Origin of the sequence: Mucilaginibacter sp. PPCGB 2223 (genome assembly GCF_001705515.1) — a bacterium.
Taxonomy (GTDB): domain Bacteria; phylum Bacteroidota; class Bacteroidia; order Sphingobacteriales; family Sphingobacteriaceae; genus Mucilaginibacter.
The window spans coordinates 488,294-504,324 of the sequence record NZ_MDJS01000002.1 but is presented as its reverse complement, the minus strand read 5'-3'; the positions used below and the strand labels follow the sequence as shown (position 1 = coordinate 504,324).

At 46.2% G+C, this 16,031-nt stretch carries 10 protein-coding genes; 1 reads left to right on the top strand and 9 read right to left on the bottom strand.

Annotated elements, in window-relative coordinates; translation table 11 throughout:
* Nucleotides 1-9: 9 nt before the first annotated feature.
* From BEL04_RS12660 to BEL04_RS12625, 8 genes are all read right to left on the bottom strand, one after another.
* A complete protein-coding gene (locus tag BEL04_RS12660; RefSeq protein WP_083227912.1) occupies nucleotides 10-3,444 on the bottom strand; it encodes a TonB-dependent receptor in 3,435 nt (1,144 codons plus the stop codon).
* A 258-nt stretch (nucleotides 3,445-3,702) separates the two neighbouring features.
* The gene (locus tag BEL04_RS12655) at nucleotides 3,703-4,734 is read right to left on the bottom strand and encodes a FecR family protein (RefSeq protein WP_066004349.1); all 1,032 of its coding nucleotides are present in this window, start codon (nucleotides 4,732-4,734) and stop codon (nucleotides 3,703-3,705) included.
* Between the two features lie 140 nt (nucleotides 4,735-4,874).
* Complete coding sequence (locus tag BEL04_RS12650) at nucleotides 4,875-5,495, bottom strand: trans-aconitate 2-methyltransferase (protein ID WP_066004345.1); 621 nt, start codon at nucleotides 5,493-5,495, stop codon at nucleotides 4,875-4,877.
* 217 nt (nucleotides 5,496-5,712) lie between these two features.
* Nucleotides 5,713-6,123, bottom strand: coding sequence for a YciI family protein (locus tag BEL04_RS12645; RefSeq protein ID WP_066004342.1), 411 nt, complete (start codon nucleotides 6,121-6,123; stop codon nucleotides 5,713-5,715).
* A 4-nt stretch (nucleotides 6,124-6,127) separates the two neighbouring features.
* On the bottom strand, nucleotides 6,128-6,643 hold the full coding sequence (locus BEL04_RS12640; RefSeq protein WP_066004337.1) for a DUF4199 domain-containing protein: 516 nt from the start codon (nucleotides 6,641-6,643) through the stop codon (nucleotides 6,128-6,130).
* Between the two features lie 29 nt (nucleotides 6,644-6,672).
* Nucleotides 6,673-7,128 (bottom strand): response regulator transcription factor, encoded by a 456-nt coding sequence (locus tag BEL04_RS12635; RefSeq protein WP_066004335.1) that lies wholly within the window; start codon nucleotides 7,126-7,128, stop codon nucleotides 6,673-6,675.
* Between the two features lie 65 nt (nucleotides 7,129-7,193).
* Nucleotides 7,194-7,790 carry an RNA polymerase sigma-70 factor gene (locus BEL04_RS12630; protein ID WP_066004334.1) on the bottom strand — a complete coding sequence of 199 codons (597 nt, stop codon included), beginning with the start codon at nucleotides 7,788-7,790 and terminating at the stop codon, nucleotides 7,194-7,196.
* Nucleotides 7,791-8,010: 220 nt separating this feature from the next.
* On the bottom strand, nucleotides 8,011-9,453 hold the full coding sequence (locus BEL04_RS12625) for an NAD(P)/FAD-dependent oxidoreductase (protein ID WP_066004333.1): 1,443 nt from the start codon (nucleotides 9,451-9,453) through the stop codon (nucleotides 8,011-8,013).
* Nucleotides 9,454-9,581: 128 nt separating this feature from the next.
* On the opposite strand from BEL04_RS12625, the gene BEL04_RS12620 reads away from it, so the two are divergent.
* Complete coding sequence (locus BEL04_RS12620) at nucleotides 9,582-10,370, top strand: DUF4239 domain-containing protein (protein ID WP_066004332.1); 789 nt, start codon at nucleotides 9,582-9,584, stop codon at nucleotides 10,368-10,370.
* A gap of 94 nt (nucleotides 10,371-10,464) precedes the next feature.
* Here the strand turns inward: BEL04_RS12620 and BEL04_RS12615 are convergent, their stop codons facing one another.
* Nucleotides 10,465-15,951: an FG-GAP-like repeat-containing protein gene (locus BEL04_RS12615; RefSeq protein WP_139113029.1), complete on the bottom strand. Its 5,487-nt coding sequence runs from the start codon at nucleotides 15,949-15,951 to the stop codon at nucleotides 10,465-10,467.
* Nucleotides 15,952-16,031: the final 80 nt, after the last annotated feature.

Here is a 16,031-nt window from a genome sequence, read left to right as displayed (position 1 = left end):
TTTCTTTAATTAAAATCCAACACTTAAACCAACCATGAACGAGCGTGCCTGCGGATAAAAACCACGGTCGATACTGAAGATGCCGCCACCGATTTCGGGGTCGTAGCCACTGTACTTGGTGAAGGTTAACACGTTTTCGGCGTTAACATAAATGCGCGCACGTTGTATGGCAACTTTTTGGGTGATTGCTTTAGGTATGGTATAACCTAACTGCAGCTCTTTAACACGGAAATACGATCCATCTTCGAGATAGAAGCTCGAGTTATAGGTAAAGTTGTGATTCAGATCGTTATCAGTTAAACGAGGGAAAGAGGTCGAAGTACCCGGGCCAGTCCAGCGGGTTAAGGCTTTGGTAGTATAGTTGGCATTGGCAATATCCAGGCGGTGTAAGCCCTGGAATATTTTGTTGCCAGCCTGCCCCTGGCCGAACATGATGAAATCAAAACCTTTGTAGCTCAGGTTAATGGTTAAACCATATTGCCAGCTTGGCGTAGGGTTGCCGATAAACGTACGGTCGGCATCGGTAATAACGCCGTCGCCGTTAAGGTCGCCCCATTTAAAGTCGCCCGGTTTGGCATTAGGCTGTATCCTTGTGCCGTTTTTGGTATAGGCATCAATTTCGGCCTGTGTTTGAAAAATACCCAGGTTTTGATAACCGTAAAACGCGTTATAGGGTTGGCCAACGGTAATGCGCGTAATACCGCCCTGAACGTTCTGGAAGCCTGCCCCATCTAAAAATGCCTGGCCGTTACCTAAGTAAGTAACCTGGTTTTTAAGGTGCGATACATTTGCATCAACACTTAGCTGGAATTTGCCTAACTTTTTCTGATAGTCGATATGCAGCTCCTCGCCGGTGTTTTCCATATCGCCGATGTTGGCTGCAGGGTTCGATATAGCGCCTATGTATAACGGGATAGGCGGATATTGCAGGATACCGCTGGTTTTCTTTTTATACCACTCGAAGGTTACGTTAAAATCGTGGAACACCATCGCATCAAAACCGATATTGGTTTGCGAGGTCGATTCCCATTTCAGGTTGGGGTTTGACGGTGCATCGGGGCTGTAGCCGCTGATGTAGCCGCCCGAAGTACCGAAAGCATAGTTACGGCCGCCGCCGATGGTTGAAAGGAAAGCGTTATCTTTAATGGCGTCGCTGCCCACCGAGCCATAGCTGCCGCGGATCTTCAGAAAGTCGATCACTTCATTCTTTGGCCAGAAGTTTTCTTTCGAGGGTACCCAGCCAACAGAAACGCCCGGGAACACGCCATATTTGTTATTTGTACCAAACCTCGACGAACCGTCGCGGCGCACAACACCCTGTACAATATAACGCTCGTCGAAATCGTAATCCAAACGGGCAAACAACGAGCTGATGGTGTGCTCCTGGCCTTCGCCGCCTGTTGCAATAATGCTGGTTGCCGGCAGGCTGAAGTTCATCGAGGCATCGTTAAAGTTATCAACCGGCAGGTTGTAGTACGTAACGTTGGAAGTGTACGAGCTGTTATCAGAATAAGCCCCCTGGCCCAACAGCGCGGTGATCGTATGTTTTTTGATGACTTTGGTGTACGATGCCGTGTTCTCCAGGTTCCAGTTCAGCAAACGGGTGCTGCTGCGGTTATAATTGTTTTGCGAGTTGGTGGTCGACGAATTAAGGTAGAATGTAGGGGTAAACGATTCGCTGCCATAAAACGCGATCTTGGTACCGATCGTCGAACGCAATTTTAACCCTTTGATGGGCTCGAGCTCTAAAAAGGCATTGCTTACGCTGTTATGTGCCCAGCCGTAATTGCCCAGGCGGGTTGAGATATAGGCCAGCGGGTTGGTGATCTCTTGCCCTACCACGCCCGATATGCCATAAGGATAGCCTTGTGCATTACGGCGCACCGGGTTGTTTGAATATGGCGGAGCCGATGCTGCAGCAACATCTGTCACCACGGCCGGGGTAATCGGGTCGAGGTTGATAGCCGAGCTCAGCGGGCCGCCGAACTCGCTGTTGGTATTGCCCAAACCCCTGCTTTTGTTATAGGTGTAGCCGGCATTGATACCGATGCTGATCCATTTGGCAGGTTTGATGGTTTCGTTAAGGCGGAAGTTGATGCGTTTGTAGTTTGATATATCGGTAGCAACAATACCATCCTGGCTCAGGTAGCCAAACGAAGTATAATACTGGTTTTTTTCGCTGCCGCCGCCCAGGCTTATCTCCTGGTTTTGGCGTTTGGCGCTGTTGTTAAAAATAAGCGATTGCCAGTCGGTACCGGCGCCCAATGCCGCCGGGTTTGCATATAGGGGCGCGTTGCCTGCAGCTACCGCCGCCTCGTTACGCAGGGTTGCGTATTGGGTTGCATTCAGCAGGTCGAGCTTACGGGCCGGGCCGGATATGCCGTAATAGCCATTATAATTAATTTGCGATGTGCCGGCTTTACCTTTTTTGGTAGTTACCAGGATAACACCTGCTGCAGCGCGTGTACCGTAAATAGCGGCCGAGGTAGCATCTTTCAACACCTCGATCGATTCGATATCCGACTGGTTAAGGTAACCTATGCCGCCGTTATCAACTACTACACCGTCGACAACCCAAAGCGGATCGTTATTGTTGAACGAGGTGATACCGCGGACACGTACCGTAGCGCCGTCGCCCGGCTGCCCGTCGTTCGAGGCGATAGTTACGCCCGACGTACGGCCCTGTAATATCTGCTCGATGCGGGTTACCGGCTGATCTTCAAACTGCTTTGAGGTAACGCCCGATATAGCGCCGGTGGTTACGCTCTTTTTTTGCACGCCATAGCCTACAACAACCACTTCGCTCAGGTTTTTGATCTCCTCAACCATGGTTACGTTGATAACATGTTGATCGCCTACCGGTATCTCCATTTTTTTGTAACCGATAAAGGCAATTACCAGCACGGCGTTGGGCCCGCTCACGTTTAATTTAAAGCTACCGTCGATACTGGTGTTGGTGCCGTTACTGGTGCCTTTTTCTAACACCGAAGCGCCAATGATAGGCTCGCCTTTGTCGTCGGTAACCTTGCCGGTTACCGGTATGCCTGCCTTCACTTCGGCCGATTCGATTTTATCGCCACTTTCGTTGCTGATCTCGTTTACCTGGTTTTCTCCGACGTGTACCGGCGAACGGCCCAATACTATCCGGTTTTTTAAAATCTCGTAATCGATGCCGTTTGGCTTTAATATTTGGTCCAGTACATTTTTTAACGGCTGGTTAACCGCATCGATCGATACCTTTTTTTGCATGTTGATCGAACTTTTGCTGTAGATGAACTTTACACTGCTGTTTTTTTGCAGGTCGGCCAGCGCATCCATCAGGGTGATGTTCTGCACGGTGAGGTTCACTTTTTTATCGAGCATATCCTGTGCCTTGAGCGAGTTGGAATAAGCAACGCCTGTTAACAGTATGGCCAGTAATATTTGATTTAATGTAATCTTCATGATTTGAAACCAGGGAATAGGTTTTCGTAAATGAAATTTCATATATTTGATTTTGTTTCTAAGTAAAAATGAGACAATTGAGGCCCCTTCACCATCAAAAATGGCGTTACAACCGGGCTGACTAAAACTTAGGAGTGGTCGCAACACTTCTAAGTTTTTTTGTTTTATGTAGCTGGGATTTTCTCTCCTCCGCGGCTGCGGCTTACGTAGGTAATTTGTTTTTCATATGCTAATTGGTTTTATGGTTAAATAACTGGTTTATTCGAGTTCGATGGTATTATCTTTAATTTCGTAGTTTACGTTAAGCGATTTCTTGAATGCTTCCAATACATCGGCCAGGTTAAAGCCGGCCATATCCGCGTTTAAGATGTAGTGGTTTACCCTTTCGTTTGTTACCTTGATATGAACATGGAATTTTGAGTTCAGTACAGGTACAATTTCGCTTAATGGTTTATTGTCAAAATTGAGGTTGGTGCGGTTCCAGGCCAAAATGCCCTGATCGGTCTCATTTTCGGGTTTCAGCAGGTTTTTATCAACCAGGAAAACCACTTTTTGATGCGGATAAAGCATCACATCGCCCTTTTTCAATACCAATTCGGCAGTGGGCTGATCATTACTTTTTATGCTTACCGATACCTTGCCGGTCAATACCGATACGTCGGCCGAATTGCTCAGGTCATTATCGCGCACGCGGAAACTGGTGCCCCAAACCTTAGTGATAATGGCGCGGCTGGTAATGATAAAGGGCTGCTGAGGGTTTTTGGTCACCTCGAAAAAGCATTCGCCCGACATGCTGATGCCGCGGAAACGTTTGTCGAATATCTTCGGAAACTTGATCTGTGAGTTGGGGCTCAGCCATACCACGCTATTATCGGGCAGTGTTGATTTATAGATCTGGCTGGTATTGTTGGTGATCACCACCAGTTCCTGCGCGGCGGCAGAAGCAATAGTATTATCCTTTAACCGGCCGGTTTGGGCAAGCCATACCCCGCCAAAAATTAAAAGCGACGCGGCTATGCCTGCAACAGCGTACCACGGCCTGAAGCCCCTGCGGCGCTCCGGTTCTTCGGTTACCCCGGGCACTGCTTCAACCTGAGGGGTAATATTGGTTAATATACGGTTGTATATCTGTTCTTCTAAAAGTTTTTCTTCGAAGATGGATAGGTTCGAAACATGATCGGGCTCTCCTTCCAAAGAGTAATACCAGTCTTTGATCAGGGCTGTTTCTTCGGCTGTACATTTCCCATTAATGTACTTTTCGAGCAACTCGGTTGATGGGATGTTTTTCATAAAAGGGAATAAAAGGTCGGTTTATAATAGTATAACGTTTAGCAAACGCGTACCCCCTACTCCCTTTTGAAATTTTTTAGAATATTATGATTTTTCTCTTTTAATAGTCTGTTTTTCCACTTATGACAGACTCGCGGGAATTACCGCACTGTTTTTGTTTTAAAGCTGCAAAAAAGAAAATTTTGCGTTGTCCCAAACGGGGTAACGTGGTCTTCTTTAATACACTTAACTTTTATGAATGCCGGATTTAAGCGCTCCTGCAACTGCTTTTCCGAATATTGTTTAACCGGCAAACCGCTACATTTTTCAGGGCCATTTTCAGAAAAGGTACCGATCACCATAAAGCGGGTTACTGCTTTTCCGGCGATTCTCAAATAAGTATCGATTTCTTGAGAAGTTGTTAAGAAATGAAATGCGGCACGATCATGCCACAGATCATACTGTCTGTCCGGCCGGAATGCTGTAATATCGGACATCACCCAATTAACTGTCGCGGCTTTGTCGCCAAGCCTGGTTTTAGCTCTTTCTAATGCTTCGCCGGAAATATCCAAAACGGTAATATCGGTAAATCCATCTTGCAGCAAATAGTCAACCAATTTGCTGTCGCCACCGCCAATGTCAATAATCCCGGCATTTTTAGGCAGGTCAAGATCGTTGATAAGGTCGAGCGAGATCCGCGGCACATCCTGCGCCCAGCTTACCTGCCCGGGCGCCTTGGTCCGATAAATATTTTCCCAGTGATCTTTCCTGTTCTCTTCCAACACCGATCTTAGGTTTTTAGCGTTTTTTGTTTGTTGTGCAGCATGATCATGGCTTTATCGGCCCCGACCTTCCGGATCTCTTTCTGTTAGCCAAACCGGCCCGATTATGATAACCTTGCCTGCAGGATTTTGACAAGCTTTCAAAAAAGGCATAGGCCCGGCAGTACCTTCAACCCGGTTGGGATGCCTTCAATATGTTCTCCCTTTTTCAGCATGATCAGTTAGTAGCCGTATTTTGTACAGCCCTTACTTCCACCGTTCCGCCCAACTCAAAGGTAGGACATTTGGCTGCAATTTGTTTGGCTTCATTCAGGTCGGCGGCATTGATAATTAGGAACGAACTCACCAGCTCTCCGTTCGCAATATACGCACCTGGTTTAGCATCCCCGTCGGCTTTTATTATTGTGGTACCCTCCGTTGGGAAACGGTAGCCTGCAGCGATTTTACCATGCCGGCCTAAGTCGGTCATCCATGCCGTCCAGTGCGCAATGTTGATTTTGATTGTTTCCGGGGATGCTCTTATATCTCCTTTTGAGCGGATGATCAATACGAACTGGCTGCTCTTTTGCTGCGCAAATACGGAGGTGGCAAGTAATGCGATGCCGATCGATAACAGGTATTTTTTCATGATGCTATTTTTTGGTTTTTACAAAGATGCCCATCACCAGGGCGATCACAACCCCGCAAATGGTTTGCCCGACCAGCGCCTGCACCACCTGGCCGCCGGTTGACCATTGCTGCTGCAAAGCAGGTGTGGCAGCGGTAACATCTGCCGGGCTTTTCCCGCTGGCCAATAGCGCTTTTTGGCTTTCCGATATCATATAGGCCGAATAACCCGGATCAACGGCCGTGCAGTAAACGACGCTCACAAGGGCCGTTATCATACCGGTAACCACCGCAATAATAAATCCGGTAAATACCGCCTGCCCGTAGGTCAGGTTGCCGCTGTTCGCGGTTTTGATACTTTGCATACCAATATAAATACCAATTCCTAAGATCACCAGGGTCAACAATCCTGTCAGTCCGCGTAAGGTTGCTGCATTGATATTCAGGTGCGCCTGCTTGCCCAGGCTGAAGGTAGTAACGGCGACTAAACCAACCGCAATGCCGGTGATGATCGCTTGCTTCCAGGGATATTTTTTATTCATGATGCAAAAGTGTAGGATTTATTGAATATCTATCTGCTTTCGGGGGATGGAGAAAAGGATGATTTTATCGTAAAAGCATACCGGGCATATATTTTTGAGGCCGATTTACGATCATTGACCTCCAATTTTGCATAAAGATTGTTTACGTGTGTTTTGACAGTAGTCAGCTCAACAAAATTGATGGCGGCTATTTCCTTATTTGTTTTTCCTTCATGGATCATTATCAATATTTGCAATTCTTTAGGTGTGAGGCAGTCTAAGGGGTTTTTATCTAAGTCGTTTTCTGCGGCGCGTTCTTTAGCACCATATTTTTTTGTGAGGAAAATCCCGGTGCCCAATGCGATAAGCACTGCAATAAGTATGGCATACTCATATTTTAAATAACGATAAACCAGGAAAAGGTTGGCTAACTGATAAAGTACGACAGCCCCGGCTGTTATCAGACTTATTCGCAATAGAATTTTTAGTGCCGGTAATTGAAGCATTCCCAAAGTTAAAAAGTTAACGGCTTGCTGAATACAGTCGGCCTCACTAAAAGTGAAAAACAGTCTTACTTAACAAACAGCTCGCGGATAGCGATCAGCAATGCCAGCGTAAGGTAATGGCTAAGCCCCAGTTGCAATTTTTTAAGGGCCTTGGTGAGGTGATTTTCGACGGTCTTTTCTGAAATGCCCAGGTAAAGAGCGATCTCTTTGTTCGATTTGTGCTCCTTGCGGCTTAAGGTATATACCGAGCGGCATTTATCGGGCAGCTGGTTGATCTCCAGCTCGAGGGTATCGGCCAGGTCTTTTAACAATATCTGTTCTTCTGTCGAATTATCGGTATCGGTATGGATCACCTTAAACGCTTCACGGTATTTTTCGCGTACCGACTCTTTGCGGAAGTGATCGATAACCAGGTGCATTACTGATGCATATAAAAAGGCATCGACACCATGATTAATGTGGAACGAGTGCCGCTTAAACCAAAGGTTGGTAAACAGTTCCTGTACTATTTCTTCTGATATTTCCTTATTTTTCAGGCGCTTGAATGCCGCGCCGTACAGCTTTTTCCAATACCTTTTATAAATCTCTTTAAAGGCATTAAGCTCGTCTTCCCTCAGTAATTCTACAAGTTCAACTTCCGACAGCTTAGCGTAATCAGTCATTTTTAGACGGCAATAAGTTTAGAAGGTCAATTGGTAAATATTAGGTGAAATTCCAGAAAATTATCATAATTAACAAAAAAATTACATAGAAATATAAGTATACAGCCAATGTGCTGGTTTTAATGAGGTTATTTGTAACGATCGCAAATCAATGTTACCAAAATGGCAACAAGTGTAAAATTGACAATAGTGTACTTTTTACACGAAGCCGGGATAGCCCCTATAAAGCTTTTAGCGGGATGTTAAAAATATCCCTTAATGCCTGCCGGGCGGAATGATAGCCGCACATGCCATGCACGCCGCCGCCCGGCGGCGTTGACGATGAGCAGATATAGATGCCTTTTGCCGATGTGCGGTACGGCGACCAGCGTAAAGCCGGGCGGGTAAACAACTGGCCAAGATCGGTAACTCCGCCGCCGATATCGCCGCCGATATAGTTGGGGTTATAAGCTTCAACCTGGGCGGCGTTCATGGTATGGCGGGCCAGGATACGGTCCTTAAAACCCGGCGCAAAACGCTCAACCTGGTTTTCTATCCGGTCGGTCATGTCGCGTACCGACCCATGCGGTACATGGCAGTAGGCCCAGGCAGTATGTTTGCCCTGCGGCGCCCTGCTGTTATCGAACAAGCTTTGCTGTGCCAGCAATACAAAAGGCTTTTCGGGGTGTTGGCCCTGCCACGTCTGTTTTTCGGAAGCGGCAATTTCGTTGATGGCGTTGCCGATGTGCACGGTACCGGCATGCCGGCATTGCCCGGCGGTGAACGGGATGGGCCCATCGAGCGCCCAGTCGACCTTGAACACGCCCATGCCATAGCGATAACGCTGCAATTGCCATTTATAAATATTCGAGAACCGGTGCCCGGCTATCTGCAGCAATTGCCGGGGTGTTACATCAAACAAAACAGCTTTTGCCGATGGCAGTTGCCCCATCGACCGGATATAAGTACCGGTTTCGATCTTCCCGCCCAGCGAAATAAAATAGCCTGCAAGCGCATGAGCTATCTGTTGCGAACCCCCTTTAGGTAAGGGCCAGCCGTTCAGGTGTCCGGCTGCCAGTAAAACCAAAGCCACTGCCGATGATGCCGGGTTGCTGATAGGCTGCATGCAGTGCGCCGCCATGCCCGCCAGTAAACCTTTGGCTTCGGGCGTTTTAAACCGCCCGGACAATGTGGTAGCCGGTTGTAGTGCTGCCAGGCCAAACCTGGCCATTTTTAGCGGGTGCTGCGGAAAACGCAATGGCCCCAGCACATTAGTGGCAATGGCGGGCCAATTGTTTACAATAGGCTGCATCAGTTTACGATAAGCGCCTTCGTCGGCGCCAAGTGTATGCGCAGTATCTGTTATTGGTTGATAGAGCGCGGCTGCTTTGCCATTATCAAACGGGTGCGCCGCAGCTATAGCGGGGTAAATAAATTCTAACCCGAATTTTTGCAGGGGCAGTGTTTTAAAAAAGGGCGAGGCTGCCGCAAGCGGATGAATAGCCGAACAAACATCATGAATATATCCCGGTAGAGTTAATTGCTCTGAGCGTAAACCGCCGCCGATGCTGTCCTTACCTTCGGTCAGCAGAACCGACAGGCCATGCTGCTGCAATAAAATGGCTGCCGCCAACCCATTTGGCCCCGAACCTACTACTACAGCGTCATAATCAGTTTTCACGATGGCTTATTGTTGATCAAGTATATCAATAAAAAATAAACCTCAAAAACTGAAAGTTTGGAACGTATCATTTTTAACTGCTGTTTTTATATATTTAAACTATCATATTAACCCTAAACCTTAGCGGCATCATGTATTACATCCTTCAATTACCACCGTTTTTATTGCTGTTTATCATTTTTGTGCTCTTTGGCAGTATCGGTGTAGCAGGTGTTTACATATTCAGAAAGTATATCAGGATCAGGTATAAGCGCGCCCATAACGAAGCCGTGGGTTTTACATTCGCCATACTGGGCGGTTTTTATGGCCTGCTGCTCGGCTTTGTGGTATTTTTTGTTTGGGATTCGATGAAAGAAGGACATAATAATGCCGACCGTGAAGGCAGCCTGGCCAAGGGTTTGTATCGTAACATCCGTTATTACGCGGATAACGACCCTGCCCAGCGCGAACTGATGAAGAGCTACCTGAAATATGTAAATTATGTGCTGTACAAAGAATATCCGGATATGGAGCACCTGCGCTCGCAGGGCGATAGCGGCCGTTTGTATTTTAACGATGTGTTTTACAAAATGGAGAAATTAAAAGGCAATGATGTACGGATGGCCGAAATGTTTGAACAGTTGAACGAACTGGCCACTTACCGTAGCCTGCGGCAACTGGATGGCGACTCGGCCATGAGCATAGAAATATGGGTGCCTATACTCATCGGCGCGTTTATTTTACTGGTATCGGCATTGATGATCGATATGGAGAGCGTGCGCCTGCACATGACGATTACCGCCATGCTGGGTATTTTTATCGGGATGGTAATGTATATCATTATTTTGCTCGATCATCCGTTTACCGGGAAAATACGCATTGAGCCTACAGGGTACCGCGATGTGATCACGATGACGCACGATGTTGACAGGAGCAATTAATTAAGATACGGATACCATCAGGAATTCGTACGAGATACGTTATCTTGCCTTGTTTAGGGTTGATGATGCTATGCTTAATATGATGATCTGCTTCTCATTGTTTTACTACTTTAAATACTTTCTCCAACTGATCTGTTGATAATTTGAGCATATAGATGCCTGGCATGAGGTTGCCCGGTGCTATCTCCACTTCGCCCGATACGTTATTAAATTGTTTACTGTAAACTTTTAATCCGGCAGTGTTGTATAATTCGATCGTTGCCGACGCTACCTGGTCATTGCCAATATTTACATGCAGCGTTGATGTGAACGGGTTCGGGTAAGCCGATACGCCGGTAGAAAGATCGATACGCTTTTGATAGGTGCCCTGGCAGGGTTTATCTGTAGTCACCATCAGGTCGTTTATCCCTTTGTTTAACGCCAGGCTGATGTTACTGTTCGTGGTTGTCGTCGTTACTCCATTCAGGGTAATAAAATAGGTATTGCCCCCATCCAGGGTAAGGTTTACACTTTGGATGGTATTGTTTACTGCTGCATATACCGACAGATCTTTCGGCTCAGTGATCACCACGGTAAAACACTGCTGGTAGCTACTTTGCCCGGCTACCGTAAAGCAAACATTATAGGTGCCGGCTGCCAGGTTACTGATGGTTTTGTTTGTAGTAAACGGATAGGTCGCGTTTACGCTGCCACCTGTTATGGTTGCCGTATAATTTAAATTCTGTGCTGCTGCAATACTGATCGTACCGTTGGCCGAGCCATGGCAGGTGGCACTGTTGGCCGATAAACTAAAGTTGGAGGCCGGGAGGGTGAAAACGCTGGAAACTATGGTAGTTGCCGATGTTTGGTTGACGCCGTTTAAAGTAATAGACACTGTATATGCTCCGCTTTGCGTAGCGGTATAACTTGCTGCAGTAGCGCCGTTTATGGCAACACCATCTTTAAACCATTGGTAGGCATAACCTGTACCCGGGCTGGCGGTTAATACTACGTTGCCCCCTTGCGTAAAGGTGGTTGAACCACCGGCGGTGATAGTTGGTACAGGTACAAAAATGAAACCGGGCAAATTACCTGTACCGCCAAAGGTTGTAACGCTTACGTTGCCCGTTGTGCCGGATGCCACCACGGCGGTAATAACGCTGGTTGATACCAGATTGTATGATGCCGCCGCCGTGCCCCCGAAGGATACCGCCGTAGCGTTATCCAGGTTTGCGCCACGTATAGTTATGGTAGTGCCCGCAGATGCCGTAGTTGGTGTGAATGAGGCAATGGCAGGTGGCTGCGGAACCGGTGGCGCATAGCGATAAATAGCGATCTTATTACCAGAAGTTGTTACCAGATCGGCCTTGCCATCACCGTCCAGATCGCCTATAGAAGTGCCTGCTGCTCCGGTATTAGTAATATTTACCATTGGCGAAAAAGACATGTTGCTGCTTGTGCTGGTATTGCGAAATATAGATAGACTCTGATAAGCCGTTAAAACTATATCTGGCTTTCCATCTCCATCAATATCTGTTAAAATTGTCGCAGCAGAGGGTAATGCCTTTAATTGAAATGCTGAAGCAAAATTGATGTTTGCGGTGGTTGATGTATTGCGTAAAATAAACAGGGTGCTGTCTGAGAAATCCGATACAATCAAATCCGGTTTGCCGTCACCGTCGATATCCCCCGAAGTAATACTTGTGAGCATATACTTAGTAAGTGAGGTATTTACACACGGTGCAAATGAATTATCAATTATACCGGGCACAGCCTTGTTTTTCAGTATCGATACACTTCCACTCTGACTTGTAACGGCAAAATCAGGCTTCCCATCACCGTCCAGATCATCAACCGCCAGCGCGGTTAAGCCTAAGTGGTTCTGAGCATCGGTGGCCGGTGCTGCCAGATAACTTTTAGGAGGCGAAAAAGTAAATGGCGTGCGGGAAATATTATGCATAACCCAGGCCGAGTTTGAAGGATAACCGGTATCTCCGCTGGCTCCGATAAGGTCGGGTAACCCGTCGCCGTCAATATCAACAAAACCACTTGCTGCCGGTATAGATTGTGTTATTGTTGTACCTGTGTAATTGGCGAAAGTAATGTTACCGGCAGTTGATATGTTCTTTTTAAAATAATATGCGTTTTGGCCGCCGTTATACGAACCGAAAAATATAATGTCGGGTTTACCGTCAGCATCCATATCCGCTACATAATATAATCCGTAAACAGCTTCGGTAAACACAACAGGTGCGGCAAATGATGATGTTGTCAGGCTGCCCGTGGTAGAAATATTTCGATATATCAACAATGAATTTAAACTGGTGATAACGTCGTAGCTAAACACAAGCAGATCAAGCTTGCCATCACCGTCAATATCTTTCAGCAGGGTATTGTTTCTAATCGCATTGACGCCGAGGGTTAATATCACGGGTGCAGCAAAATCGGTTGCTGCTATGCTCTGTTTTGAATTGAAAGTAACACTTACCGGAGTGTATGAATATCCGGCAAGACCGTTATCGGTATTTATTACCGATAAATTACTGTAGTTATTTCCAACCGGCACAGTAACTGATAAGTTAGTTGCCGATGCCGAAGTTATTTTTGCCTGAACATCGCCAAATAAAACAATGTTTTTTTGCGCTTGCGGGTTAAACCCGCTTCCGGTTATGGTAACTGTGCTGCCAATGGCTACCCGGGTTGGCGCAATCGAGGTAATAATCGGCGGTGTACTTTGGCTGACATTAAGCGGGCGATAATAAAATGGTTGGATATTATATCCTGTGGGCACCAATATATCGGGTAAACCGTCGCCATCTATATCTCCGATTGCCATATGGTAAGCGGTTGAGCGGATATTAAGATCAGTAACATAATCGAATGCAAGGTTACTGTTTGTTGTAGCATTATGTAGTATACCTATAGTGCTTTGTCCGTATTGGTCGCCGTTTATAGTAAATATGTCGGGTTTACCATCTCCATCCATATCTGCAATATAGACATCCGTTGGGCGGTCGCTATGTGCATCGAGCGTAACAAGCGCAGCAAAAGAGGCCGCCGAGATAGCACCCGGTACTGCTGTGTTTCTAAGTATGCCAACCCCGGTATTTCCATTCGATGGCAGTATGATATCAAGTTTGCCGTCGCCATCAAGATCGGCCAATTTAACCGACCAGCTTAAATTTGTTAAGCTTACCGGCGCGTCAAAACTTATCGAAGTGTTAGTAGATGTGTTTCGAAACACCGCCGCGCCATAGGTCACAATATCCGGTTTGCCATCGCCATCAATATCGCCGATCTGCGTGCCTGCGGTTGACGATAGATAATTATTCAGAATAACCGGTTGTGCAAATGAAATGGCGCCGGAAGTTGATGTATTGCGATGGACCGAGATATATCCTGCATTACCGCCCGATAATATAACATCGGGTTTACCATCCATGTTAATATCCGCCAAAGCTATCTCGGTGTATAAAAGATTGGCATATACCGTAAAGTCTATCCGTTTATCAAAAGCTACATGACCTGGAGTCGAAATATTATGCAGTATTGATAGTATTTGGGTTTTGCTGTTTATAGTGGCTATATCCGGTTTGCCGTCACCATCCAGATCTGCAATTTTAAACATGTCTATAGCGTCGCCTCCGTCAAAAAATACTACACCCGCAAATTGGCCCGTAAGCTGCTGATTCACCGACCCGGTATTCAACCATACGCCAATATTTTTAGTACTCAGGTCGGCTGTTATCATGTCGGGTTTACCGTCACCATCAATATCTGCAAGTTCAATACCCGTTTGCGATGCTGTTGTGGTATATGCATTGCCAGGTGTAGCAAAGTCGATCGTTTTGATAACCGAATTGTTCGGGTAGGTTACATTAAATGGCTTAATTGAAAAGCCTGTACGCCGGGTTTCTGAATTTAAAACGGATATTGGTTGATATGTTGAACCGGGAGGAACTGTAACCGCCAGTTGTGTATTTGTTGCCGATATTACTGTAGCGCGTGTAGCGCCGAAATATACTATGTTGTTGCCAACGGCATCTTTATTAAAGTTTAAACCGGTGATAGTAACCGTTGAACCGACGGGGCCGCTCCACGGTGAGACCGCACTGATGACCGGCGGGTTTGTTGGGTTGTTACGATATAATGAAAACGAGGCACCGCTACATACAGCAATTTCAGGCCTGCCGTCGCCATCTATATCACCTGTTACTGTTCCAGATGGCCCAAGGCCTGTAGCCAGATCGACCTTTGGAGAGAAAGATGAAGAGGTTATTGCTCCGCCGGTGTAAACATTGTGAAACAACGATATCGTATTATCGGTAAAATTTGATACAACAATATCCACCTGTCCGTCACCATCGATATCATTGACAGTGATAAAATTTGGCGATTTACCTGTAGTAAAATCAACTTCTGCACCAAACGAACTGCTGTTAATTACGCCGCCGTTGGTGGAGTTCTGTAAAATACAAATCGCATTGTTTAAATAATAACCTACTATCAGATCAAGCTTACCGTCACCCGTTACATCGGCAGCAATAATTGAACTTGGACTCTTGCTTGTTGCAAAATCAACCTTGGTGCCAAAAGATGCTGCACTTACAGAGCCTGTGACCGTCATAATGTTATGCAATACAGATACAGTATTCTGTGGGGTGTTGATTCCGGCAATGTCAAGCTTGCCGTCATTATCCAAATCGGCTACGGCAAATCGATAACATGCAATCGGAATATCAACTTTGGCAGCAAACGAATTTGAGTTAATGCTGCCTGTTGTAGTTTTATTTAACAAAATGGATAGCGTGGTTCCAGCGTTATCGGTTACCAGGATATCGGGTTTTCCATCACCGTCGATATCGGCTATATGTACATCGGAAAACGAAGATGTTAATATCGTGAAATCAACTTTAGGCGCGAAAGAAGAAGCATTTATAACTCCCGCGGTGGCATTGTTATGGTAGATGGAAACGGTGCCGCCGGCTGCGGCTATCAGATCGGGCCTGCCATCGCCATCTATATCTTGCACCATTAATAAACTTGGATTATTGTTGGTAGCAATATCAACCCTGGTTGCAAATGATGATGTGCTAAATGGCACATTTCTGGTTGAAGTATTGCGAAAAAGCGATATACTATTGCTTGTGTAGTTAGTGTTTAAAACGGCAACATCCAATTTGCCGTCACCGTCCAGATCACTCATGCATATAGGCTGAGGCACTACACCCGTATTAAAATCTACTTTAGCCTCGAGATCAGAACTGGTAAAATTCCCTTTGTTATCCGCAGTAACAATAAACGGCCTTACCGAATTGCCAGATAAACCATTGGCGGTATTTAAAACCGCTATAGGTTGATAAGTGCCGCCTGGGGGTACAGTGATGGTTAACGATGTTGGAGATGCAGCTGAAACGGTAGCCCGCACTCCGCCAAAAGAAACAATATTCGCAGAAGCAGAAGGGTTGAAATAAAAGCCGCTGATAGTTACCATGGTGCCTACCGGTCCGCTTGCCGGACTAAACGAAGTCACCAACGGCGCCTGCGCTACAGCCAATAATGTTATCAGGTATAACAGACAGAAAAGTAAATATTTTTTCAAACAGTTATCAGTATAGTTAAGTTAATAATTTACAGAAATTTTAACATATACAAGTATACAGTAAAACATGTGACGTTTCT